This window comes from Frankia sp. BMG5.60 (assembly GCF_059428125.1).
The window spans coordinates 7,223,088-7,247,023 of record NZ_CM182091.1 but is presented as its reverse complement, the minus strand read 5'-3'; the positions used below and the strand labels follow the sequence as shown (position 1 = coordinate 7,247,023).

The following is a 23,936-nucleotide window of genomic DNA, read 5'->3' as shown; positions in this document are numbered from 1 at the left end:
GAGATCACCATCGAACTGACAATCCTGTACCGGGGCCCGCTCGCCTCCTGCGACTTCGACTGCCCCTACTGCCCGTTCGCCAAGCGCCGGGACACCCGCGAACAGCTGATCGCCGACCGGCTCGCGTTGGAACGCTTCGCGCAGTGGGCCCGGCAGCAGACCGGCGACCGGCTCTCGGTCCTGTTCACGCCCTGGGGTGAGGGACTGGTCAGGTCCTGGTACCGCCGCACGCTGGCCGAGCTGAGCCGGTTGCCGCATGTCCGCCGAGTCGCGATCCAGACCAATCTCAGCAGCCGCGCCGACTGGCTGGCCGACGCGGACCTCGACACCCTCGCCCTGTGGTGCACGTACCACCCGAGCCAGGTCCCATACGACCGCTTTTTGGCCAGCTGCCGGGAATTGGCCGCCCGTGGTGCCCGCTACAGCGTCGGGGTCGTCGGCCTGCCCGGCCACCTGTCGGCCGCCCGCCGCCTGCGCGCCGACCTGCCCGACCACATCTACCTGTGGGTGAACGCCGCCGAGGGACATGCCTACAGCGACGCGGAGGCGGCCTGCTGGACGGCGCTCGACCCGCTTTTCCCCTACAGCCGGCATCCCCACCCCAGCGCGGGGATGCCGTGCCGTACCGGTGAATCGGTCATCTCGGTGGACGGTGACGGCACCGTCCGTCGCTGCCACGTCGTCCGTACCGAGATCGGCAATCTCTACGACGGCTCCTATCGCGCCGCCCTGGGTCCACGTCCCTGCCCGGTGGCCGTCTGCGACTGCCACATCGGATATGTCCACCTGGAGACCCTGCCGTTGTACGACGTCTTCGCGGGCGGTGTCCTGGAACGGATCCCCGCCGACGTGGCGAGCGTCCCACCACCGCGCACCCGCGCCCGCCGGGCGGGCGATACAACGCCGGAGGGCCACCCGACCGTTCGGTCGGATGGCCCCTCGATCTGCCGCATCGATCCCGCGTCGCTCCGGCCGACCGGCGCGAGGAAGGAAAACTAGCTGGCGCCGAAGCCGACTCGCCGCGGTCCCGAATCGGCGATCTGCACACGGGAAGGGGATCATGACATGGCTCAGGTTCGGTTCGCGACGTACAACATCCTCGACCTGTTTCAGTCCGACGGGTCGGTCCGCAGCCCTCGGCCGCACGGCGACGCCGTGACAAGTTCCGCCAAGCTGACCGGCCGGATGGTGATTGAGTAGGTTCTGCACGAAAGGGGAAGATCAGGGACGTGCAGGCTGCGCTCACCGATTTCACGGCGAGCTACTAGGACTTTGTTAGGTGACTCCGAGGAGTTGTGGCGATTTGCCCTGTGACGGGTCGTAGGGGCGGTGGCAGGTGCGGCAGGCGCCGGTCCAGACGTTGAGCAGGGTCTGGAGGCTACGGAGGACTCCGTAGAGGGTCAGGCCGGCGCAGGGGCTTTTGGGGTGCGGCGTAGCTGGGTGCACAGGGCTTGGGCGACGGAGACGAGGGTGACGTGGCGGTGCCAGCCGAGGAAGGAACGTCCTTCGTGGTGGTCGAGGCCGAGGCCGTCCTTGAGTTCGCGGTAGTCGTGTTCGATCCGCCAGCGGATCTTCGCGAGGCGTACCAGTTGGCGCAGGGGGATGTCGGCGGGCAGGGTCGAGAGCCAGTAGTCGGTGGGTTCGGTCTTGCCGGGGGGCCATTCGGCCAGCAGCCAGCATTCGGGCAGGCTGCGGTCGTCGGCGCGGGTGACCGACCGGCCGGCGGGGCGGACCCGCAGGGCCAGGAACCGCGACCGCATCGCCGCGGTCGGGTTGTTCGCGCTGTGGTGGGTGCCGTGCCGCCAGGTCACGGTGCGCAGCGCGGCCCGGCCGGCGGCCAGGGCGAGGTCCTTCAGGGTGGACGGCGGGTCCGGGTAGGCCGGGACCGGGCGGCGTCCGGTCCCGGAGTACGGCGGGGTCACCGGTGCGGCCGAGGCCGGGTGCGCGGTGGCGGTGGGGGTCACCCCGAGCACGTAGACCAGGTGCCGGTCGGTCAGGGCTTGGCGGAACTGCGCGGCGTCGCCGTACCCGGCATCAGCGACGACCGGCCGGGCGGGCACGCCCCAGCCGGCCAACTCGTCGAGCATGTCCAACGCCAGGCGCCACTTCTCTCGGTGCCGGACGTCGGCGGGGATCCCGGCCCGGGTCCGGCGAGCGCGGACCGCCGCGGCCTCGGTCGGATCATCGCAGCATGTGTCGTCCCAGCTGGCCGGCAGGAACAGTCGCCAGTCCAGCGCCGCCGACGCCCAGTCGGTGACCGCGTGCACGGACACCCCGATCTGGCAGTTCCCGACCTTGCCCAACGTCCCGGAGTACATCCGGGCCACTCCGGGCGAGGCGGGCCCGTCCTTCGGGAAACCGGTGTCGTCGACGACCAGCGCCTGCGGGGCCACGAAGTCCACCGCCCAGCCCGCCAGCCGGGCACGGACCTCACCATGCTCCCAGGTCGAGTTCCGCAGGAACTGCTGCAACCCCTGATGATCCACCCCGAGGCGCTCGGCCATCGGGACCAGGCTCTTGCGCTTCCCGTCCAGCATCAGCCCACGCAGATACGCCTCGCCCTTGGCCCGCTGGTCCTTACGCGGCAGGTCCGCGAACATCCGGGCCGCGAACTCCTCCACGACCGGACGCACCTGCTCCATCTCCTCCGGCGTCACAGCAGGCAGCGAACCAGGCGAAGATCCCAACAGCCAAACCAGACGATCAAAGACCTAACAAAGTCCTACTACCAGCAGTGGTGCGAAAACGCCACCGCGCCACGCCGCAGCGTCCTCGTCGTCCACGGCGACGGGGATGCCCCCGACCTGCGCGACCACGTCGAGGAGTATTTCCACACCGCCACGCCTCGACGGCCAGTGCTACCCGTACGGGGCGTAGCGCTGCGTGACCCCCTGCGGTATCTCCTACGCCTGCGGGTTGCCCTGGGCGCGGCCCCTCGCAGCGCCCGGCTGCCCTCGACCGATGCGGGTCTGCTCGCCTACTGGGCTCTACGCATCCGCGACGATCCGCCGGGACGTTCACCATCCCGGCTGCTCGACATCATCCTCCGCGAGACCGACCTGGGACGGACCGTGGACCGTCTGCGCGCCATGAACCAGCTGGCCGACCTCGCCCGCCAGCTCACCGGCACGCAGGACCACGGCGACACATGGACGCTACTCACCCCGCCGCTGGCGATGGCGCCCTTGGCGCTGAACCCTCCCCCTGTGACCAGAGCAGATGCTCCTCCTGCTGCCGCAACTGATCGCGAACGATTTCGCCCAACAAGATCGTCGGGTGTGGCCTGTGCTGTTCGTGGACGGCCTTCCCCGGCAGCAATGGCCCCGGCAGGGAGACCTGGAGGATCTCGTCGCCGACACCATTCGCCGACTCGACATCCTCGCCGTCATCCGCACCTCCTCCCCACGGGACTAGGCATCCTCTATCGGTGAGCGGGCACCATTCCTCCGCGCGGCCCGCGAGCAGTACAGCGAGGCCGGCGGGCCACGACGGCCCTCGACCAATTGTCCTTCTTGGTCGCGATCGGCCCCGCACCGAGTGCTAGCTGGGCGCTGGGCGGGAGCCGTGGTGGGTCGCGTCCGGGTCGTCAGGGTGTGGCCAGGTGATGGTGATGCGGGCATGCGGTCGGTCGAGGGTCCGGCCCGGTGGCAGGGCGCGGTCAGGGGTTCCGAGGGGGTGGGCGGTGATGCGGGGGTCGGGGCCGTCGCGGTGGTCGCGTTCCCAGATGCGGACCTGGTCGGCAAGATCGTCGGCGACGGCGGCGGCATCAGGGCCGAAGGCATGGACGCGGAACTCATACAGCGATTCGGCGATCTTCGGGCAGGTCAGGTAGGCGACGCTCGCACCGTCGACGACCGCGTCGCCGAGAGGGCGGCCCGCGGGTGCGAGGGGCTCCGTCGCCGCGTCCTTCGCGACGTCGAGCTGGCAGTAGCCGTCGAACACGGTCGCGAGCCAGAGTTTGAGCGTGTCGAACGGGGTCATCGGCGGGAGGCGCACGCCGGTCCAGGTGTCGATGCGTGGGCCGTCGAGGATGCCGTCGAACAGCTCGGGCTTCGTCGGGTAGTTGCCGTCGAACCGCAGGGCGATCTCGTCGCCGCGCAGTGCAAGGCGTTGCATCGGGTTCGCGCCGGCGCCCTGCATGCGGACGAAGCCGCACATCTGCGTCTCGCGGCTGACGAGCCGGGTGCCGTGCCGCTCGAACGCGACGCCGCGGCCGAGGCCGCGCAGCCGTAGCGGGACGACGAGCCGGCCGCCGTCGACCAGCTGGTCGACCCACGCCGACGGGATGTCCACGGCCTGCGCGGAGACGATAATCGCGTCGAACGGGGCATGCTCGGCCGCGCCGTACCATCCGTCGCGGGTCAGGACCCGGACCTGGTCGTAGCCCGTCGCGGCGAGGAGGCGGGCGGCTTGGTCGGTGATGTCCGGGTCGATGTCGACCGTGGTCACCTCGCCCGCCGGACCGACCAGCTCGGCGAGAAGAGCCGCGTTGTAGCCACCCGAGCCCAGCTCCAGGCAACGCATCCCGGCCGCCAGGCGTGCCTGCTCGATCATCGTCGCCTGCAACCACGGCGCGGACACCGAACTGGTCGCCGTCCCGTCCGCGTCGAACTTCGTCCGCACGACAGTGTCGGCGTACGCCGCCTCCAACGACACCTCGGGCGCGAACAGGTGCCGCGGCACCGCCCGGAACGCAGCCTCCACCTCGGCCGTCCTAGACCGGGCACTCGCCGGGTGGCCCGGGGGGATCTCACCCCCGGGCTCCCACAGAACGGAGCATGACGATCTCTCGTCACTCCGCTCTTCTCACCTGATCCGTCAGAAATCGGGCATCCACGCCCAATGGGCGAACAGCCGGGGCTGCCTTCGCAGGAGCCCGTTCCACCATCGCTTGGCGCGCTTGAACGCCCTCAACCGTTGGAACTTCCGCCGCGCCCACCGCACCAGGTAGGTGTTGATGCGTCGCAGAAGAACATACATCTCGGTCCGGTAGAATCTGCCGTAGTAGTTCATCCAGCCACGGATGACAGGGTTCATCCACACGGCGATTTCCCCGATGTCCGAGGTGGTACGCAGGTGCAGCCGCCAGCGCCTGACAGTACGGCCCTTGTCTTTCAGGGCCTCCCCGCTCATCGCCGGCAGGAACGCGGTGAACATGCTCCCGCCGTCCTTCGTCGGGGCCTTCCGGGGGCGGAACGTATAGCCCAGGAACGTGAACGACGTCTGTTCATGGTTCTGACGCCGTTTCCGATCCTTGCAGTACACTATTCGCGTCTTGTCGGGATGCACTCGCAGCCCGACACTGGCCAACCTTTCGGTCAGTTCCCCCAGCAGCTGCCTGGCCTGCCGCTCGGTCGCGCAGTGCGCCACAACGTCGTCCGCGAACCTCTCGAACGGGACAGCCGGATACTCCCGGACCATCCACAGGTCCAACGCATAGTGCAAGAACAGATTAGCGAGCACGGGTGACACGGCCGATCCCTGGGGAGTACCGCGATCCCGTTCCACCAGCCTGCCATCGGGCATCCGGATCGGCGCTTTCAGCCACCGCTCCACATACAACACCACCCACTTTTGATCGGTGTTGGCCTTCACCGCCTTGACCACCAGATCATGATCAACCGAATCGAAGAAGCTCTGGATGTCAAGATCGATCACCCAGTTCTTCTCCCAGCACCGCTGGCGGCACTTCTCCACCGCCATCAGCGGCGACCGCCCTGGCCGGTACCCGTACGAGTCCTCATGAAAGATCGACTCGGTACGGGGTTCCAGGTGCCGGGCCACCACTGTCTGTGCGATTCTGTCGGCGACGGTGGGAACACCTAGCATCCTTGTCCCTCCGCCGTGCGGTTTTGGTATCTCGACCGCCCGAACCGGAGGCGGAAAGTAGGTCCCCGAGGACATCCTGTTCCAAATTCGGTACAGGTTGTTCTTCAGATCCTTCTCGAAGTCCTCGACGGACCACCCGTCCACCCCGGCGGCACCCTTGTTGTCCCTGACGTTCTCGTACGCCTCCCACACCAGTCGCTTCGATATATCGAACGGTTTACTTTCCGGATCCAACTTGCCCACTCGTGTCCTCCCAGAAGAATATTCTGGTTGCTCGTCCTCCCGGAGGGAGCCCCTCCGGTTGCTCGTGTGCGCAAACCACAGGTGAGCCGACCCCTTCGCTCCGCTCCCATTACAGAAGCTTCATCACTACTACGAGTCGGTCCGCCAGCGCGCATCGCATCGGTACTCAACGCCTCACGGTTCCCGCCGCTCGACGCACTCCCTCTCGGAGCCACCGTCATCTTTGCCCGGTGGACCCTGTATCGACGCGCGCCTTCTCACGTTCCGTACAGGAGCAGCAGACCAGAATCCCGCCGCCTGCATGCCGGACGCCACCTGGCCAATAGACGGGCACCCGCCAGGCTCATCCCGGAGTCGCATTGACACCCCGGTTTCGACGCCGTTTCCTAAATCTCGACACGTCATCAGCGGTTCACTCACGTTCGGCTTTCTGGTCCCCATCTGACGGCTCTTACACCGCCTTTTCCTCGACGCTCACCACGACAGTCGTCAACTAACGCAGCTCAAGGTGATTTGACATCTCCCCCCGCAGGGCGACGCCGGAGGGCCACAATCCTCCATCTCCTGCACAGCATCACATCGAGTAGTCGCTACCTACCGACCGACTCCTCTCCGTGTTCGTGACGCAACAATACCTTGCAACTTAGAGTAACAGATCACTACACAAAGAGATCTCCGCGCAGCCCTGCGGCGAACCCGGTGCCCATCACCAGCACGTCCAGTTCGTGCAGGTGCCCGGCGGTGGTCACCAGCCCGTCGGCCGTGGCCCGATCGATCGGTGCGGTGACGACACCGACATTGTCGCGGGCAAGCGCCGGGTAGCAATCGTTCGAAATCAGGATTCGCTTGCAGCCGAGGCGGTCTCGAGGTGTCAGCGCGTCACGGAGGGCCGGGTCGGTGATTCGCCGGTGCAGCTGGCGGGAGCAGCGCCAGCGGTAGGGCGCGGTGAGCAATCGGCAGCAAGGAGAAGCCGATCCAACGCGGTTCGAACTGCCAATAGGTCAGCCAGCGGGACGCGCGCAGCAAGCCGGGAACGGCGGCGAAGCGGGCCCGTAACGCTCGCGGGTAGGCGTAGTCCGGCTTGGGCAGCACGTAGGGTGCGTTGCGCTGGAACACGGTGACCCGGCGATGCCGTCGACCAGCAGGCTCCTCGTCTCGTCACCGACGTTGCGGCGGGTGTGCTCCCAGACATCGGTGGGCGTCCAGCCCGCCTCCCAGAGCCGCCCGAGCACCGAGGCCAGTGCGATCCCGGCACCGACGGTGACTGGTCCGGGCCACCCCTCTGATCGTGTCGGTGACCGGGGATCCCCGAGACCCCGCACCACGCGTCACGTGCCGTCGATGATGTCGAGGATTGCGTGCACCGGGTCGGCGGCCCGGTAGTCCGCGCTCAGGTCCCGTGCACGACGCCGGAACGCCGGCTGGTCGAGCACCTGCCGGACGGCCTGCCCGATCGCCGCGGCCTCTGGGCGGCCGGTTCGCAGGTCGACACCGACGCCGAAGTCCGCGACCCGGGCTGCCACTGCGGCCTTGTCCTCGCTGGCGCCCGCCACGACCAGCGGCACCCCGTGGTGCAGGGCGAGTTGCACACCGCCGTAGCCGCCGTTGGTGACCACGGCGTCGACTAGTGGGAAGAGCGCGTCGAACGGGATGAACGGCTCCACCCGTGCGTTCGCCGGCACGCGCAGGTCGCCGACCTCCTGCCTACCGAGTCCGGCAACGACGAGCACGTCGTCGCCGGCCAGCGCGTCGAGCGTGGGTTGGACGAGGTCGGTCAGGTCGTGGTTGGCCACTGTGCCCTGGGTGAGCGCGACGACCCGGCGCTGCGACAGCTCTGGCCACCACGAGGGCGGTTCCCACGCGGCGGGCGGTTCGGGCGGCAGGGCCCCGACCAGCCGCAGCGTCGGCGGGGCGTCGACCCGCGGGTACTCGAAGGACGGCACGGTGAGCTGGGCGAATACGTCGGGCAGCAGGATCTGTGCGTCGCTGATGACCGGCATCGCAGCCGTTGCGCCCAGCCCCGCCATGACCTCCTGGGTGCGCGCGGTGGCGCTGGCCAGCTGCGCGGCGAGTTCGGCGTTGAACGCCGCAGCCGCTCCCCGCACGTCGAGCCCGTCGCGCGGAGGAGGGGGACCCATCATGGTCAGCTCGGCGCCGCTGAGGGTCAGGGGAAACACCCCGAGGCCGACGGTGCGCCGCGGCCGGATCCCGGGCGCTCCCAGCAGCTGCGGCCACGTCCCGTAGAAGGCGGCCTCGTGGAGGACGGCGGCGTCCGGCTGCTGCGCCAGGACCTGTTGCAGCACGGCGTTTTGCGCGGGCGCCATGTCGGTGAACCAGCCGAACATGGCCTCCAGGAATGCCGGGCCCGGCGCCAGCTCGTGCAGCCACGGCTGCAGCTCACCGAGGCGGCGGTCATCGAAGTCGGCCGGTCCGGACAGCGGGACGAACGCCGCTCCCACCGCCTCGGCCTGCGGCCGGAACCGGCTGCCGCTGACGACTGTGACTCGCCGTCCGGTGGCGACGAGGTGGCGGGCGAGGTTCAGGACCGGCTGGACGTGACCGGTGAGCGGGGTTGCGGCGAGCACGATGGGTGCGGCTGCCATTGGAGGACGTCCTCGGGATCGACGGAGGTCGGCCTGCGGGGCGGCCGACCCGATGACCTCGAGTCTCGCCACCCCGCTCGCGAGAGACCACCAGACACCGACCGGACGCCGCCGGTACGGACGGTCGAGCTCAGTCCTGCCCGGAGACGGTGTCGGCGCGCCGGACCAGCTCCCGGAACTGCTCGCGGAGCTCATCGGTGTCCAATGGAGCTGCGTCCGGTCCCGCCACGCCCTCCCACCACTGCGCCGAGGCCACGTCACCGAGTTCGGCCGCCACGGCAGCGGCCACGCCCGCCAGGTGCGCCCGACGCCGGTGCCCGTCCCGCTGGGGGCCCAGCTCGTCGGCGGCGGCGAGCATTACGGCCGCGTCGTCCAGACGTCCTTCGCTGCGGGCGGCCTGCGCGCACTCCGCGAGGACCGCGGCCACCGAGAACCCGCTGTCCACCTCCTGCGCCGTGGCTGCGGCCGCCCGCCAATGCCGCATCGCCGCGGACCGGTCGCCGCGCAGCAGCGCGCCGTCCCCCCGTCCGATGGGCACGTGCACGGCCGCCCACACGTCGTTCCCAACGTCGAGCCGCTGCGTGACGTGCGCCTCGGCCTGAGCCAGCAGAGCCCCTGAACCGTCAAAGTCCCCCAGGCGCAGCGCCGCCGCCGACGCGAAGATCGCCGCCTCCGCGGCCAGGGAGGCGTCGTCGACCTGTTCGGCCAGCCGCATCGCCCGCTCCGCGGTGGCGAACAGGTTCGCGGCGACGCGGTTGAACCCGGCGCGCGCCACCAACCAGCGGGCCCGGCCTCGCTCGCTCAGGTCGCCCTCACGCAGGCGTTCGGTCCAGGCGAAGCCTTCGCGGGTGTGCCCGCTCATCCACATCGGCAACCACACCGACCACAGCAGCTCGGCGGCGTCGTCGTGACGGCGGGCGTCGACGAGCTGGTCGTACCCGAGCCGCAGCACGCCGCGATCGACCTCGACCTGCTCCACCGCCGTCATGTCGCCGCGGCCCCGGATCCGTGCACCGAGTTCGCGCGCCGTACGGAGGGCCCACTGGCTGACGCTCCGCTGGACCTGCTCCCGCTCAGTCGGTTCGAGCGTCTCGAGCGCGTACCGGCGTACCGGTTCCAGCAGCCGGAACCGCGCGACCTGTCCGGCGTCGCTGCGGGCGACCAGCGAGTGCTCGATCAACTCGGCGAGCGCGCCCACCGCATCCGCCGTGTCCGGCGCAGCGATCGCGTCGACGGTATCCAGGGAGAAGCTGCCCGGGACGATGGCGAGCCGCGGGAACAGCCGGCGAGCCGCGGGGCCGAGTATCCGGCAGCTCCACTCGATGGTGGCCGCCATGGTGCGTTGCCGCGCCGGCAGGTCCCGGGGGCCGGCCACAGGCGGCTCCGCCAACTGATCGACCCGGTCCAGCAGTGCCTGGGGGCCGAGTCGCGCGGCTGCGGCGGCCAGGAGTTCGATGGCCAGTGGTAGCCCGTCGGCCCGCCGACACAGCTGCGCGACGGGATCGTCGTCCTGCCCGCCCGTCGTCGGCGATCGTGCGCCAGCGGCGGTCAGCCGCTCGCTGAAGAGCCGCACGGCCGCCGCCGGGTCCAGCGGGGCGATGCGGATCTCGCGTTCCCGACGCACCCGCAGCGGAACGCGGCTGGTGGCCAGGACCACCGCGCCGGGACAGGCCGACAGCAGCTCGACCAACTGCGGAGCGCAGGCGGCCACACGCTCCAGGTTGTCCAGAACGAGCAGGACCGCCGCCCCGGCAAGGTGCACGGCGAGGCCGGTCACGGTGTCGGCGTGGGTTCCCGCCGCGAGGGCGACGACGGCGAGGACGTCGTCGGGGTCGGTGACGTCGGTGAGGTCGGCGAAGAATGCCCCGCCCGGGTGGTTGGCGACCACCGTCTGCGCCGCCAACAGCGCGACGGTGGTCTTGCCGACCCCGCCTGGGCCGGTGAGCGTCACCAGCCGGCCCGGCGCGGAACGCAGAGCGGCGACGATCTCGGCGACCTCGTCGTCCCGCCCGACCACCGGGATAGCCGGCGGAGGCGGAGGGTGGGACGTCAACGTGCGGGACGGCATCTCGAGGGCCCCGTTCCCCGCCCGTCCCAGCGTCGACAGCAGCGCCGTGGCCTCGGCGTCGCGGAGCTGCAGCGCCGAGGCCAGCGACCGCACGGTGTGCGGCTGGGGCTGGGTCCGCCGCCCGCGTTCCAGCGCGCTGACCGCATCGACGGACAGGCCCGCGGCGGCGGCCAGCTCCTGCTGGGTCAGCGACCTGGCCTCCCGCAGTTCACGCAGCACGGCCGCGAAGCTGCGCGCCTTCCGCGCCGGTCCCGACGGATCATTCACGATCTTGATTATGCCCGCCGCTGTAGGGGCGGTGTCCGGGCGTTGTCCGGTTGTCGAGCCGCATCCCGATGATCACGATGGACAGCGACAGGACGAACCGGCGAGTGAGGAGTCGAAGGCATGGTCCCCGAGGCCCTGGAAGCGTTGCGCGTGGCTATCAATTCCCACATCCCGGAGCGGATCGCCGGCTGCTTCACGGACGACTACGTGGCCGAGCGGCCGCTGAAGCCGCATGAGGGGTTTATCGGCTCCGACCATGTCGCCGCGAACTGGAGGAAGATCCTGGCCGGGCTGCCGGACCTGCAGGCCGAGATCCTGCGCCACGCCCAGAACGGCGACGAACTGTGGTCGGAGTGGGAGATGCGGGGCACCGCCCCGACCGGGGCGACGGTCGTGCTGCGCGGCCCAGTGGTGCTCACCACCCGCGACGGACGGATCGCATGGGCCCGGTTCTACCCCGACCCGGTCACCATGAACGGCCCGACCCACACCACCGTCTCCCGGGTGCTGGACGCCCCGGCCGACCGGATCTTCGCGGTGCTCCGCGACCCCCGCCGCCACCCCGAGCTCGACGCCACCGGCTTCCTGCGCCGCGCCGAGACCCTCGACCCGATCGGCGCCGTCGGCGACACCTTCGTCATGGCGATGCACAACGACGAGCAGGGTGACTACCGGATCGAGAACCACGTCGTGACCTTCACCGAGAACCGGGTCATCGGCTGGGCGCCCGGCCGACCGAGTCAGCGCACGGGCGGTCACCGCTTTACCTGGACGCTCACCCCGACCGACGACGGCCGCACCGAGGTGACCCACACCTACGACTGGGCGGCGGTCACCCACCCGGCAAAAGTACCGCGTCTGCCGCTTGTCTCCGCTACCCAACTCGAAGCGTCGGTGGGGCAACTGGCCACAATGGTGGCGTAGACGCTGGGTTCTGTCGCCAATCCCGCGTCGGGCTGTCCCGGATCCGGACGACGCTACTCGGAGGGCGCTCGGCGTTGACTCGGTCGTTGACTTCGACTTCGATCCAACCCCACTTGAACGCAGGTTCGGCGTTGTTCTGGATGCGGCCGGGACACTCCCGACCGAGGTGGCGCACATTGATCAAGCCTGGCGGCCGAACAATCGACATCCACCCCTCTCCCGTAAAGATGGCTCTTCGCAGTTGGCCGGGTGTCGTGCTCGCCGGCTGACTGACTGTGATCGGTCACTGTGACGGGGTGTAGTCGCGGGCTGGTCCAAGAAAAGGGGCGCACCCGCCGCCTGGGATGATCGTTCTTGTCTAAGGAAAAGATCAACCAGGTGAGAACGAGTGCGCGTGTCTCAGGGTATGGGCTGTGTGCTGGGCGGGTTGCTGGGGCTGCCGGAAGGGCTGGCGGTCGACCTGGTCGAGCGGGAGGCGGACGGGTCGTACACCGTCCACGTCCGTGCGGTGGCGGGGGTGGTGGGCTGCTGCCCGGACTGCGGGACGGTCTCGGGCCGGGTGCGGGAGACCGTCGGGCACACAGTGCGTCACCTGGTGGTGCTGCCGCTGCGGGTGACCTGGCACAAGCGGCGGCTGGCCTGCGAGAACACCGGCTGTGGCCGACGGGGGTTCGTCGAGGACACCGCGTTGGCGGTCCGGGGTGGGCGGGTGTCGCTGGCCGCGCTGGAGACGATGGGGCGTCTGGTCGGGGACTGGCTGGTCCCGGTCAGCCGGGCCGCGGCCCCGCTGAAGGCGGGCTGGCACACGGCGCACGGCGCGTTCGTGCGGGTCGCCGACACCGCCGGGATCGTGGCCTGCGATCCGGCCCCGGCCGGTGCTGGGGCGCGGCAGGCCCCGGAGGGCGAGGAACCGCCTGGCGAGGCGGAGGCCGCGCTGGAGGTGAGGGCGCGCCGCTCGGCGGGCGGGCCGCTGCCCGACGTGTCGGTGCTGGGCCTCGACGACCAGCGTCGCGGTGCTCCTCGCTGGCACCGCGACCCGGCCACCGGCCGCTACGTGGAGGACGCCGACCGCTGGCAGACCGTGCTGATCGACTCCGACGGCGGCCACGGCCTGCTCGGCGTCGTCGAGGGCCGCGCCGCCGGACCCGTCGCCGCCTGGCTGGCCGACCAGCCGGCCGCCTGGCGGGCCGGGGTCAGGGCCGTCACCCTCGACCTGTCGACCGTCTACAAGTCCGCGGCCCGCGCCGCTTTCCCGGACGCGCTGCTGGCGGCCGACCCGTTCCACGTCGCCCAGCTGGCGAACAAGGCCGTCGGCGACGTCCGCCGCCGGGTCACCCAGCAGCTGCGCGGCCGGCTCGGCCGGCGCGGCCGGGCCGGCGACCCCGAGTACCAGATCAAGCGGCTGCTGGTACGCGGCCCGGCCACGCTCTCGCCCGAGGCCCGGAAGAAAATCCTCACCACGCTGGCCGACGTCGGCGGTGACGCAGGCTTCGCGCTCGGCGCCGCCTGGCGCGCGAAGAACCTGCTGCTCGACCTGCTCGCGCTCTCTCCAGCACGCACCGGCCGGGCCACCACCCGCACCGACCTCGACCGGGCCCTGACCAGGTTCTTCGAGCACTGCGCCACCGTCGGCCAGACCGTGCCCGAGGTCGTCACCCTCGCCGAGACGGTCTCCGACTGGCGCGTCGAGATCACCAACGCGCTCCTCCACGGCCTGTCCAACGCAGCCGCCGAAGCGATCAACCGCCTGACGAAACTCCTCTACCGGACCGCCTACGGCCTGCGCAACGTCGTCAACCAGCAGCGCCGCGCCCGCTACGTCGCCTCCCGCGCCACCCGCACCACCCACTGGCTACCCGTAGTCACCGCCCACCCGAAAGCGGCGTGATCAGCCGACTACACATTCCGGCCAACTGCGAAGAGCCACTAATCGCCCCTACGGGCGAGCCAGAATGGGTCCGTAAACTACCCACTCCCAATCCGGCCGCTTTTCAAGCATGGGATTGCAAAATTCGCTGTGCGCAGGTTAGCGAGGATGAAAAAATCTTGTGGCTACAGGTAAGCACGGATCGGGGAGAGGTCCCGGCCTCGGTCGAAGTTCGGGAGACCGATGAGCAGGTAGAAGCATGCGTACGAGTCGGCATCGATCCGGACGATCCACCCCGTCTGCCGGTTTCTCGCCCATCGGTCCGCGCGGGCCAGAGCCGATCTCACTACGCAGGAAGAGAGGTGGTATGGCGTCTTCGTGTACCACTCACTAAACCTCTCAATGGTCGCCCCGTATACGACACCAGTTCCATAGACCGTAACGCATCTTGGGTCGCACTACTGGCCTGGCATGAGAATCAATAAAACCGCAAGGATGATTTCGGGGGATCCTGTTTTCGGCCTGACGATTGATGAGTGTGTCACGTGGGTTAGGGTCCGGATTGATATAAGTTAATCGTCCGGCTGGCTGATCGTATAGTTCCAGTCTCCGTGGAAGTCATACCTGCTGATCGGGATTTTCTCCCTGTCCTGTTCGGTGAGCTTGACCTTGGTGGGATAGTCGCCGGGATCGAGCTCGCAGCGGACGCTGAGGCCGGTGGTGGTCGTCGTGTTGGCGATGAGGCTGACGGTGATCTGAAGGCCGGTATCAGCGGCGAGTTTCGCGAGTTCGTGCTTCCAGAGCCAGGGGCGGTTCCCGTTGGAACCTCCGCAGTCCGCGGCGATGAGCAGCCTGCGCGCGTTCGGGTACCTGTCTCGGCCCATGTCTTGCCACCATTTCCTGATAGTGGCAACTGCGAACGCGGAGGTGTCGTGGTCGATACCGACAGAGACCCAGGCGGAATTGTCCGCGAGGTCGTAGACGCCGTAGGGGATGGCCTTCCCCTCGGCGAGCTGGGGGAAGTCGTGGGTGTTGACCTGTTCCGGGTCGCCGGTGCGGTGCCACTCCCGGCCGGCCTGGCCGAAGCGTACGACCAGCTCCTTCTTCTTCGTGTCGACACTGATCACCGGGTCGCCGGCGGCGAGGAACTCCGCGGCGGTGGCGCCCAGGTAGCGGAACTGGGCGTCGCGATCCGGCTGCTGCGTGCCTTCCACGTCCTACGCGTCGACTGCAGACTGTAGCCCTGGGCGCGCAGGGTCGTGGCGACAGCGGAATGACTGACCGTATGCCCCATCCGGGTCAGCTCGCGGGCCAGGTACCGGGTCGACTTCGTCGTCCACCGCAGTGGCGATTCCGGATCTCCCCGGGTTTCGGGCTCAACCAGGCTGTCGAGTGCCTCGGACAGCCCCGGGTTGGCGATCTCCGCCCGCTTCCGGCCGCCACCAGTGGCCCGCACCCGTGTCGGTTCTTCAGGGTCGGCGTCCACCTCCGCACGACCTCTGGCGATCGTCCCCTTCGCGACGCCGGTCGCCCGCGCGACCGCAGCAATGCCCCCATACCCCCAGGAACGCGCCTCCGCCCCCAACGCCAGCCGCCGGTCCCGCTCGTTCAACCGAGGCAACAGCACCTCAAGCCGCGCGGCCATCGCCGCGAACTCTGCCTTTATGCGGCCGCTGCCGGCCTTGCGGTCCGCTGAGTGGCGCGGATCCGGGTCTACGCTCCCCGGTTGCGCGGGCGGTCAGCTTACGTGCGCCGGCTGAGTCTGGGGGAGGTCGAGAAGGAGAGCGGTTTCCCGGGTGGTGGTGTCGGTGGCGAGGCTGTGCAGGACGGCGACGACGCCGGCGGTGCCCTCGATGTTCGGTGACCTCCTCGTCGTTGTCGACGGTGACGACCTGCCCGTCGGGACCGGTGAGTTCGGCGAGCAGCGCGGCGTTGTAGCTCGTGCCGGCACCGACCTCGAAGACCCGATCGCCGGGGCCGCCCCGAAGCTCGGCCAGCATCCCGGCGAGAGGGTCGCGACCGAGGCGCAGGACAGGTGAGGGCCGTCCGTCGCCGTCTTGGCGATCACTACGCATGATCGTCCTGGGGTTGAGACCCGTCTGCGTGGCGTCCTCGGGCACGATGGCCTTCATGACTGCCTACTGGATCAGTATCTACAAGGAGATCGTCGATGAGAGCAAGGTGGCGGCGTACGCCGAGCTGGCCGGCCCGGCGCTGCGTGCGGCCGGCGGCACCTTCGTAGCCCGGGGTCTTCCCGAGCAGACCTACGAGGCCGGGGAGAAGACCCGCACCGTGCTCATCGAGTTCGATTCGGTCGAGGCTGCCCGGACCGCGCACGACAGCCCCGCCTACCAGAAGGCCCTGGCCGTCCTCGACGGCGGCGCCGTTCGTGACATGCGCATCGTGCCGGGCGTGTGACGAGTCGGGACGCTCTGGTTCGGGGGGCGGCGCACACGATCTCAGGAGACGCTGCACCCGGCGGTGCGACGCTGATGATGGTCAGCGCTGCTCAGACGTTTCGACAGTGGAGGTGACCGTGGAAAGTGCTGAGGACCGTCTTCAACGGCTCGAGGACCGCGATGCGATCCATCAGTTGTTCGTCGATTATGGCCGGCATCTTGATCAGGGCAACTGGGAGCGGTTGGCGGCCCTGTTCGCCGAGGACGGTGAGGTCCTCCTGGGACCGATGGGGCGGGCCAAGGGACCGGAGGCCATCCAGGAACTCATGGCCCGGACCCTCACGGCCGGGCTCGGCACCTCGTTCCACATCATTTCCAGCCCCGACGTGATCCTCGCCGGAGACACCGCGACGGCGGAGGTCATGTGGACGGTGGTGGAACGACGCCCCGATGGCGGCCTGGGGATATCCCTACTCGGGCGGCACCTGGACCGACTGTCCCGGACGCCCGAGGGCTGGCGTATCCAGCGTCGGAAGGGCGATCTCCACCTGGTCGCGAAGCCACCGGCAGCGGGGGCCGCATTTCGACCAGCCTCCAGCGATCATGCCTGACTCGAGAATCTTTGCAATACAGGCGTTTCAGCTATTTTCTGTCTTCGCCGCTCGGGTCGGGATCGGTTCGATTCCCGCCGCCTCCACCACGGTGTGCAACTATGCCGTTGAACTGGTTAAATAGTTTTTATCTATAAGTTATGGGAGCGCGTCGATCAGCAAGAGTCCAGGTCAGGGTTCCGATCAAACGGTTCGAGTCCCGGCACTAGGCTTGTGATCGTGATTACGGAAGGTGGCGATCAAGAAAGATCGTCCTCTTGTCCGCGCGCGAGACTCGCAGGCGAGAGGATGATCCGCGCCGGTCGGGACGACCCAGTCGCATGCGGCGCGGTCCGCAGTCAACGTTCTCGTCGATCACGCGAACGAAAACGCCCGACCAGCGGGCAGATGAGTGCGTGTCCTAGTGGGTGCCGCCGCAAGTTCGTCGGTTATGCGGCGAGGCCGAGGCGGCTGGCGGTCTTCAGGAGATCGGCGCGGGTGTACTTCCAGTCGAACGGGGTCGCGGCCTGGTTGTAGAGCGCCTGGAAGCCCATGACCCGGGCCGCGAGCGTGTCGAGGTCGGCGAAGTCACCGCGCTCGATGGCCTTGCGCTGCAAGATCGAGAAGAATACCTCGACCTGGTTGAGCCAGGAGGCGTGTACGGGCAGGTGGACCAGCGTCGCGGTCGGGTGGGCGGCGCGCATCCGGTCGATCGAGGCCTGGCCTCGGTGAGACGAGCCGTTGTCGACGATCCAGAACACCCGCCGCGCCGACGCGTAGGGCTCCTGGGCCATGACCTGGGCGGCGAGCCGACCGAACGGGGCGATCCCGGTGGTGTCCTCGATCCGGCCGATCACCTCGGCGCGGTGGACGTCGTAGGCGGCGAAGTACGCCAGCGTGCCCCCACGGGTGTACTCGAACTCCACCCGCGGGCCGTGGCCGGGCATCGCCGGCGCGGTCGGGTGGCAGCGGTGCAGGGCCTGCAGCTGGGACTTCTCGTCCGCGCTGATCACATAGTCGTCCGGGCCGAGCGGCTCGCCGTCCCAGCGGCGGGCATAGAGGTCCAGGACCCGGGACGCCTTCGCCACGAACGCCGGGTCCCGCGGGAAGATCCACGACCGGTGCCGCCAGGGGCGGATCGCGTCGGCGTCGAGCCAGCGGGTCACCGTCGAGGCGGACACCTCCTCGACGATGCCCTCGCGGACCGCGTGGGCGGCGAGCTCGGCCGCCGACCAGCGTTCCAGCGGCACGTCGACGTCGGCGGGCCGGGTGCAGGCCAGCGCCTTGACCTCGGCGACCTGCACCGCGGTGAACCGGGCCGGCCGGCCCGACCGGGGCCGGTCACGCAGGCCCGCGAGACCTTCCCGGGCGAACCGGCCCCGCCACGTGCAGACGGTGTCCTCGCAGACACCCAACCCGGCGGCGATCGCGGCGTTGCCCAGCCCGTCCGCGGCGGCGAGCACGATCCTCGCGCGCAGCCAGTCACGGCGCGGCACGGTCGCCGACCGGGCACGGCTGGCCAGTTCGGCACGGACGTCGTCGGTCAGGATGACCGCGGTAGCACGGCGAGACACCCTGATGTCCTATCGGGCAGGTCGCACCCGACCATCGCCGCCACCACACCCGCGGGCAACCCGCCCTCAACTGACGGCGACAATGAGAGCCGTGGCAGGTATCCCGGCATCGACGAAGATCTCCCTGCGCCAGCGGCTCGTCGCGCACGCGGCCGAGAACTGGCCCGGGATCCGCGAGATCTCCACCCGCTACCACGGCGCGTTCGCCTACGTCACCGCCACCGACCCCGACGGCGCCCCCCAGCCACTGTGCCGGCTGCGCTACCACGGCTACGCCAACGACTGGGGCTTCGCGATCTGGCGCGCCAGCCACGACGACTACGACGACTCCTACCTGCCCGACGGATCCCCCAGCGGCACCGCCGAAGCCGCGCTCGACCTCGCCGCAGGCCTCTACCTACCCGGCACCACCGATCACCGACGAACTAACGGCGACACCCACTAGGTCGGCTGGTCCTCTGGTTGTGTGGCCTCGCGTCGTCTGTTCTCGTTCCACGCACGTGGCACTCTTCGAGGCGCGATCGCCAGCCTGTGCATGAACGGGTCGCTGTTCGCGATGTACCTCTGTTGATGCCACGACGCAACCCATACGCGCCCGCCCGGACGCCGCCCGAGCCAGCGACGGGCGCCGCTGACTGGTCGGCGGTAGAAGGTCGTTCAGGACCAGCTGATCTCGCCGGTGCGGTCGACGAATCGCCCTGAGGGGTGTCCGGGTCCCTCGGTTGCGAGGGCGACGATCGCGTCGGTGCCTTCGGTGACCGTCTGGGAGCCGCTGTGGCCGTTGAGGTCGGTCGCGGTGTAGCCGGGGTCGGCGGCGTTGACGCGGATGTCGGTCAGTGCCTTGGCGTACTGGGTGGTCAGCATGGTCAGCGCGGCCTTCGACGACGTGTAGATCGGCGCGATTACCGTCGACTCGACCCGCGACCGGTCGTGTGTGATAGCCAGTGACCCGAGTCCGCTGCTGACGTTGATGATCACTGGGTCCGGTGAGCGACGGAGCAGGGGAAGGAACGCGGTGGTCGTTCTGATCACGCCGAACAGGTTGACGTCGAAGACGTCGAAGGCGTCGGCACCGGTAAGGTCGCTCGGGTCGCCGTAGGGGCCGAGGATGCCCGCATTGTTGATCAGGACGTCGACCGACCCCTCGTGCGCTTCGACGTCGGCGGCGGCCGCAGCGACGGACGCCGCGTCGGTGACGTCGATGGAAATGAAGCGCGCGCCGAGCGCGTCGGCGGTCGTAGTGCCGCGTTGTACATCGCGTGCGCCGAGCAGCACGGCGTGACCGAGTGCGACGAGGCGGCGGGCCGTCTCGTGCCCGAGGCCCTTGTTGGCTCCGGTGATGAAGGTGGTTGTCTCTGCGTTCATCGTCGGTCGCCCGTGCGGGGCCGGCCAGGGACGGCTCGACGGTAGGAACAGCAGTACCACCGTCAGCGTGTCGCCGCGCGGGATAATTGTCGACGTGAGCATGCACGATGCCGCGCTGGGGGCGACGATCCGCACCTGGCGGGACCGGCTGTCACCGGCAGCGGCGGGTCTGCCGACCGGCCGGGCGCGCCGGGCGATGGGGCTGCGCCGGGAGGAACTCGCCGAACTCGCCGGTGTGTCGGTCGACTACCTGGTGCGCCTGGAGCAGGGGCGGGCGACCGCGCCGTCGGCGCAGGTGGTCGGGTCCCTGTCCCGCGCGCTGCGGTTGACCGTCGCCGAGCGGGACCACCTGTACCGGCTGGCTCATCTCGTTGTGCCGGCGCACGACACGATTGATGACCACATCCCGCCGGGAGTGCATCGCGTCCTCGTCCGGCTCGGCGACGTGGCCGTCGCGGTGTTCGCCGCGGATTGGCAGTTGATCTGGTGGAACCGCGACTGGGCCGCGCTGCTGGGTGACCCGTCGCCAACGCCGGCGAAGCTGCGGAGTTTCGCCCGTGACAGCTTCCCGGTCGACTCCGGCGGCCCGCACCTGTCCCAGTGGCCGGTGACGAGCCTGGACCGCGAGGTCACCGACGCCGCCATCGTGTCCGACCTGCGACGCGCCGCCGGCCGCTTTCCCGGCGATACACGATTGGCAGAGCTGATCGGTGAGCTGATGGCGGGCAACGAACGCTTCGCCAAGCTTTGGGCACAGGGGTCGGTCGCTGCCCACCGTGAGGATCGCAAGACGGTCGAACACCCGACAGTCGGACCCATCGTGGTGGACTGCGACGTGCTGACCGACGGAGACCTGGACCTGAAGATCGTCATCCTTACCGCCGCGCCCGACAGTGAAGACGAGACCAAACTGCGTCTGGCACTGGTCGCGGGCTGCGACAGGGACGCCCTCAACGAGGCCGATCCCGACGACACCCGAACGCCGAAATTCCGCTAACCTCTCCTGGCTCGCCCCCTGCGAGAAAGTCCGCTACTCCGACATGTTCCCCGCCCTCCAAGCATGCGAAATCAGCGCGGAGCGGACTGGAGCGGGCGTTGGACCATCTCGGGCTGCTCGACGACGACCGGCACTCCACCTTCGACGCCTACCTCAAGCAGATACTCGACGGCATCACCCCGGGCATCCGCCGCGACGTCGAAGGCTGGCTCTGCCTCTTTCGCCGAGTCGTAGGCCGAGGGCGAGCGCGTTGCCGAAGCCGACGAAGAACGTCAACGCGACGACGATCCCGACGATCGCGGTGACCATCCGGACCGGAGCACCCGGAAGGCCCGGACCGACCAGATCCTCGGAACACTTGTTCGCTCCGGTAGATGATGTTCCTGCCTTGGCGGTCACCGGACGTCGCCCCTGGTCAGGCCCCGTGGGGCGACCGGGCGGACGGTGATTTCGGGGCCTTCGACCAAGATTGAAGGGTTCTTATTGTGGTGCGTTAGGTCCACCAGGTTCGAGTCCCCCGAGCGCGCGCCGTGGGCGCGGCGCTCGGGGGAATAGTGCTCGCGGATTCAGCGGGCATACCTGGAGACTGCGGGTTTCAGGACGGCCTCGCCGACCGCGATCGGCCGACGACCGCCCCCGGCTACACCACCTTCCACAGCGCCGGCGTACCCGCTCGCAATTTCCGCAAAGACACGGTGTGTCCACACCGGCACACGGCTACCCGACAGCCCCGCCGTCATCCGACCGCGGCGAGCACATCCGATCCGGCCGGCTGCATCGGACCGAGGTCGACCACGTCGACACCGTCCGGATCGGCATCCGACGAACCGACCACAGGCGGATCGGCCGCAGGCAGGTGCTCAGGCACGGAGGGCGGGCGGTGGCGCGGCCGTGGCGGCGCCGGCGGCGATCAGCTCGTCGATCGTTTCGCGGGCGATGCCGATTTCGGTGAGCACCTCGATCGTGTGCTCACCCAGTACCGGCGGGGCCAGATGCAGCTGGGTCGTCAGGTCGCCCAGGTCCCACAGTGCGCCCGGCTGCTCGAAGCCGCCCCAGTCGTGGTGGCGGTAGCGCGCGATCAGGCCTGCGGCGTCGTTGTCGGCCGAGTCGAAGAACGCGTCGCGCTGGTCGAGCCGGACCTCCTCTGCCGCCACACCCGCCCCGGCGAGCAGATCGAGCACCTCACCGGCCGGGCGGACGGCGGCCGCCGCCGCGAGCTCCGCCGTACTCCCGCAACCGAGCGCCTGGCAGGCCGCCGCGACGTCGCTGTCAGCGGTCGCGGCCATCGCGACCCACCCCTCCGCGCAGGCCAGCAGGCGCCGTCCCGGTGTCGTGGTCAGCTGCGCCTGGTCGAGCATCGGCACCGGGACGAGGGTGCCGTCTGGTCGCAGGTAGGTCTCGCTCGTAGTGAGCACCCCGGCACCCAGCAGGGACGCGGCGACCGAACTCGCCCGACCGGTCCGGTCGCGGGCGAAGACCGCCCACAACGTCGCGGCCGCGGACGACAACGCGCACTGGTGGTCCATGAACCCGAAGCGGTGCCACATCGGCGGGTTGCCCTCGCCGCCGCCCATCCGCTCCCATCCCAGCGACGACTGGAACAACTGGTCGTAGCCGGGCCAGTTGGCACGTGCGCCGTCCGGGCCGTACGAGCTCGTGTGACAGAACACCACGTCCGGATTCACCGCACGGACGGCCTCCTCGTCGAGGCCGAGCCGGCGGGCGGCCGGGACGCGCAGGTTGTGGTGCACGACGTCGGCCCAGCGCAGCAGGGCTTCGACGACCGGCCGGGCGGCCTCGGACTTGAGGTCGAGGGCCACGCCGCGCTTGCCGCGCTGGCAGCCGACAAACGGCCAGTCGCCCCAGCGGCCGGGTTCGCCGGCCGCCGGTTCGACCTTCACGACGTCGGCGCCCAGGTCGGCGAACAGCATCGGCGCGAACGGCCCGGCCAGGAACGCGCCGAAGTCCAGCACCCGTAGGCCCTGGAGCGGGAAACGCAGCGACTCGACCGGCCCGCCAGCGGCGGAGTCTGCGTCGGCGCGGCCGCGGCCGCGCTCGGTGGCCGTGCTGCGGGGCGTCCAGTGCCTGGCGGCCACGTCCTGGTGCTCACCGAGCCGGGGGGCCGGATTGCGGACGGTGGCAGGCGGGTCCAGCGTGACCGGATGGCCGGGCACGGTGATGCGGCCGGCCTCGGGGTCGTCGAGCTGTGTGACGTACCGGTTGGCCTTCGCCTGCTGGTCGTCGAGGACCGCGCCGAGCGGCAGCACGGGCTGGGCCGGCCGGTCGTTGGACCACAGCTCGGCCAGCCACTCGGCCGCGGGCCGGCGGCGGAACGCCTCGACGTTGGCTCCCCAGTTCGGGAACGCTCTGGCCATGATCCCCGCGGCGTGGCGCCGGTTGGCCTCGGCGACCGCGTCGGCACCCATCTCGTCGAACACCCGCTTCGTCAACGGCAGGTCGTCGGGGGACGGCGGCATGACGTGGATCCATTCGCCGTCGGCGCACTCGAACAGTGGTGTCACCGCCCCGTCCTTGGACATGCCCGCCGCGAGCAGGGCCGACGGCGCCTCGGCCCGGTGCCAGTGCATCATCATCGGAACGAGCGCGCCCTGGACGAGGCTGGTGTGCACCGGCCCGCCCCGGCCGGTCCGCCCCCGTGCCACCAGCCGGGCCGCGATCCCGGTCGCGCACAGCCACATGGCCCCCCAGCTGCCGAGCGGGAACCGGACGTGGACCGGCCCCGGCCGGTGCCCCTGCTGCTCGTCGAGGAGGCCCAGTCGCGCCAGCGCCAGCAGGTCGTCAACCGGGCGGTCCGCGTCGACGTGGTTGGCCGGCCACGCGAGCACCGACGAGACGACCAGCGCGGGGTAGCGGCTCCCGACAGCGGCGTCGTCGAGGCCGAGCCGGGCCGCCGTAGTGGGACCGTACGAGTGGACGAGCACGTCGGCGCCGCGCAGCAGCTCGTCGAGCCGTAATCGCCCCTCCGGGGAGTCGACGTCCAGCACCAGCGACTGCTTGGAACGGGCCCAGGTACGGAAGCCGGGCAGGGCCCGGTCGGGGTGGCCGCCGGGCGGCTCGACCAGGACGACGTCCGCGCCCGCCTCGGCCATCAGCATCGTCACCGTCGGCCCGGCGACACCGGTCGACAGGTCGACGACCCGGATTCCGTCGAGCAGTGGTTCTGGCATGCGGGCTCCCCTTTTTCTCAGG

The 23,936-nt window shown here is 69.7% G+C and carries 19 protein-coding genes and 1 pseudogene; 9 read left to right on the top strand and 11 right to left on the bottom strand.

Features of this window, described 5'->3' with window-relative positions:
• The first annotated feature begins 3 nt into the window (after window positions 1-3).
• Together AC5R91_RS29715 and AC5R91_RS29710 are read left to right on the top strand one after the other, a co-directional pair.
• Window positions 4-999 carry an STM4011 family radical SAM protein gene (locus AC5R91_RS29715; protein ID WP_495398086.1) on the top strand — a complete coding sequence of 332 codons (996 nt, stop codon included), beginning with the start codon at window positions 4-6 and terminating at the stop codon, window positions 997-999.
• Window positions 1,000-1,065: 66 nt separating this feature from the next.
• A complete protein-coding gene (locus AC5R91_RS29710; protein WP_495394597.1) occupies window positions 1,066-1,200 on the top strand; it encodes a hypothetical protein in 135 nt (44 codons plus the stop codon).
• A 200-nt stretch (window positions 1,201-1,400) separates the two neighbouring features.
• Here the strand turns inward: AC5R91_RS29710 and AC5R91_RS29705 are convergent, their stop codons facing one another.
• Window positions 1,401-2,657: an IS701 family transposase gene (locus AC5R91_RS29705; protein WP_495394001.1), complete on the bottom strand. Its 1,257-nt coding sequence runs from the start codon at window positions 2,655-2,657 to the stop codon at window positions 1,401-1,403.
• Window positions 2,658-3,219: 562 nt separating this feature from the next.
• Here AC5R91_RS29705 and AC5R91_RS29700 point away from each other — a divergent pair.
• Window positions 3,220-3,414, top strand: a complete 195-nt coding sequence (locus tag AC5R91_RS29700; protein ID WP_495394596.1) for a hypothetical protein — start codon at window positions 3,220-3,222, stop codon at window positions 3,412-3,414.
• 126 nt (window positions 3,415-3,540) lie between these two features.
• Here the strand turns inward: AC5R91_RS29700 and fxlM are convergent, their stop codons facing one another.
• From fxlM to AC5R91_RS29675, 5 genes are all read right to left on the bottom strand, one after another.
• Window positions 3,541-4,704 carry a methyltransferase, FxLD system gene (gene fxlM / locus AC5R91_RS29695; protein WP_495394595.1) on the bottom strand — a complete coding sequence of 388 codons (1,164 nt, stop codon included), beginning with the start codon at window positions 4,702-4,704 and terminating at the stop codon, window positions 3,541-3,543.
• A 114-nt stretch (window positions 4,705-4,818) separates the two neighbouring features.
• Entirely contained in the window at window positions 4,819-6,072 is a 1,254-nt protein-coding gene (gene ltrA, locus AC5R91_RS29690) for a group II intron reverse transcriptase/maturase (protein ID WP_495392341.1), read from the bottom strand.
• 659 nt (window positions 6,073-6,731) lie between these two features.
• A complete protein-coding gene (locus tag AC5R91_RS29685) occupies window positions 6,732-7,025 on the bottom strand; it encodes a hypothetical protein (RefSeq protein ID WP_495394594.1) in 294 nt (97 codons plus the stop codon).
• 375 nt (window positions 7,026-7,400) lie between these two features.
• On the bottom strand, window positions 7,401-8,675 hold the full coding sequence (locus tag AC5R91_RS29680) for a nucleotide disphospho-sugar-binding domain-containing protein (RefSeq protein WP_495394593.1): 1,275 nt from the start codon (window positions 8,673-8,675) through the stop codon (window positions 7,401-7,403).
• A 130-nt stretch (window positions 8,676-8,805) separates the two neighbouring features.
• The gene (locus tag AC5R91_RS29675) at window positions 8,806-11,010 is read right to left on the bottom strand and encodes an ATP-binding protein (protein WP_495394592.1); all 2,205 of its coding nucleotides are present in this window, start codon (window positions 11,008-11,010) and stop codon (window positions 8,806-8,808) included.
• 120 nt (window positions 11,011-11,130) lie between these two features.
• On the opposite strand from AC5R91_RS29675, the gene AC5R91_RS29670 reads away from it, so the two are divergent.
• A complete protein-coding gene (locus tag AC5R91_RS29670) occupies window positions 11,131-11,934 on the top strand; it encodes a nuclear transport factor 2 family protein (protein WP_495394591.1) in 804 nt (267 codons plus the stop codon).
• Between the two features lie 394 nt (window positions 11,935-12,328).
• Window positions 12,329-13,822: a transposase gene (locus AC5R91_RS29665; protein WP_495394590.1), complete on the top strand. Its 1,494-nt coding sequence runs from the start codon at window positions 12,329-12,331 to the stop codon at window positions 13,820-13,822.
• 551 nt (window positions 13,823-14,373) lie between these two features.
• Here the strand turns inward: AC5R91_RS29665 and AC5R91_RS29660 are convergent.
• Together AC5R91_RS29660 and AC5R91_RS29655 are read right to left on the bottom strand one after the other, a co-directional pair.
• Window positions 14,374-15,446 (bottom strand): annotated as a pseudogene (locus tag AC5R91_RS29660) (ISAzo13 family transposase).
• Window positions 15,430-15,801, bottom strand: a complete 372-nt coding sequence (locus tag AC5R91_RS29655; protein WP_495398085.1) for a hypothetical protein — start codon at window positions 15,799-15,801, stop codon at window positions 15,430-15,432. Before AC5R91_RS29655 ends, AC5R91_RS29660 begins: the two are co-directional and overlap by 17 nt.
• Before the next feature lie 130 nt (window positions 15,802-15,931).
• On the opposite strand from AC5R91_RS29655, the gene AC5R91_RS29650 reads away from it, so the two are divergent.
• Both AC5R91_RS29650 and AC5R91_RS29645 read left to right on the top strand, forming a co-directional pair.
• Complete coding sequence (locus AC5R91_RS29650) at window positions 15,932-16,219, top strand: DUF1330 domain-containing protein (protein ID WP_044887718.1); 288 nt, start codon at window positions 15,932-15,934, stop codon at window positions 16,217-16,219.
• 106 nt (window positions 16,220-16,325) lie between these two features.
• A complete protein-coding gene (locus AC5R91_RS29645) occupies window positions 16,326-16,811 on the top strand; it encodes a nuclear transport factor 2 family protein (protein ID WP_495394589.1) in 486 nt (161 codons plus the stop codon).
• 428 nt (window positions 16,812-17,239) lie between these two features.
• Here the strand turns inward: AC5R91_RS29645 and AC5R91_RS29640 are convergent, their stop codons facing one another.
• Window positions 17,240-18,364, bottom strand: coding sequence for an IS630 family transposase (locus tag AC5R91_RS29640; protein WP_495393400.1), 1,125 nt, complete (start codon window positions 18,362-18,364; stop codon window positions 17,240-17,242).
• Window positions 18,365-18,455: 91 nt separating this feature from the next.
• On the opposite strand from AC5R91_RS29640, the gene AC5R91_RS29635 reads away from it, so the two are divergent.
• Window positions 18,456-18,809, top strand: a complete 354-nt coding sequence (locus tag AC5R91_RS29635) for a hypothetical protein (RefSeq protein WP_495393399.1) — start codon at window positions 18,456-18,458, stop codon at window positions 18,807-18,809.
• Window positions 18,810-19,021: 212 nt separating this feature from the next.
• Here AC5R91_RS29635 and AC5R91_RS29630 read toward each other — a convergent pair whose 3' ends face one another.
• Window positions 19,022-19,729 (bottom strand): SDR family NAD(P)-dependent oxidoreductase, encoded by a 708-nt coding sequence (locus AC5R91_RS29630; RefSeq protein ID WP_495394588.1) that lies wholly within the window; start codon window positions 19,727-19,729, stop codon window positions 19,022-19,024.
• On the opposite strand from AC5R91_RS29630, the gene AC5R91_RS29625 reads away from it, so the two are divergent.
• Window positions 19,704-20,726, top strand: coding sequence for a helix-turn-helix transcriptional regulator (locus AC5R91_RS29625; protein ID WP_495394587.1), 1,023 nt, complete (start codon window positions 19,704-19,706; stop codon window positions 20,724-20,726). The two genes, AC5R91_RS29630 and AC5R91_RS29625, sit on opposite strands and share 26 nt — an antisense overlap.
• A gap of 860 nt (window positions 20,727-21,586) precedes the next feature.
• Here the strand turns inward: AC5R91_RS29625 and AC5R91_RS29620 are convergent.
• A complete protein-coding gene (locus AC5R91_RS29620) occupies window positions 21,587-23,914 on the bottom strand; it encodes a CoA transferase (RefSeq protein ID WP_495394586.1) in 2,328 nt (775 codons plus the stop codon).
• Window positions 23,915-23,936: the final 22 nt, after the last annotated feature.

Excerpts from the sequence above, each read along its gene's own strand:
- AC5R91_RS29625 (WP_495394587.1), top strand. The coding sequence starts at position 19,704 with ATGAAGGTGGTTGTCTCTGCGTTCATCGTCGGTCGCCCGTGCGGGGCC.
- AC5R91_RS29680 (WP_495394593.1), bottom strand. The coding sequence starts at position 8,675 with ATGGCAGCCGCACCCATCGTGCTCGCCGCAACCCCGCTCACCGGTCAC.
- AC5R91_RS29655 (WP_495398085.1), bottom strand. The coding sequence starts at position 15,801 with ATGCTGGCCGAGCTTCGGGGCGGCCCCGGCGATCGGGTCTTCGAGGTC.
- AC5R91_RS29620 (WP_495394586.1), bottom strand. The coding sequence starts at position 23,914 with ATGCCAGAACCACTGCTCGACGGAATCCGGGTCGTCGACCTGTCGACC.
- AC5R91_RS29630 (WP_495394588.1), bottom strand. The coding sequence starts at position 19,729 with ATGAACGCAGAGACAACCACCTTCATCACCGGAGCCAACAAGGGCCTC.
- AC5R91_RS29650 (WP_044887718.1), top strand. The coding sequence starts at position 15,932 with ATGACTGCCTACTGGATCAGTATCTACAAGGAGATCGTCGATGAGAGC.
- AC5R91_RS29710 (WP_495394597.1), top strand. The coding sequence starts at position 1,066 with ATGGCTCAGGTTCGGTTCGCGACGTACAACATCCTCGACCTGTTTCAG.
- AC5R91_RS29670 (WP_495394591.1), top strand. The coding sequence starts at position 11,131 with ATGGTCCCCGAGGCCCTGGAAGCGTTGCGCGTGGCTATCAATTCCCAC.
- AC5R91_RS29700 (WP_495394596.1), top strand. The coding sequence starts at position 3,220 with ATGCTCCTCCTGCTGCCGCAACTGATCGCGAACGATTTCGCCCAACAA.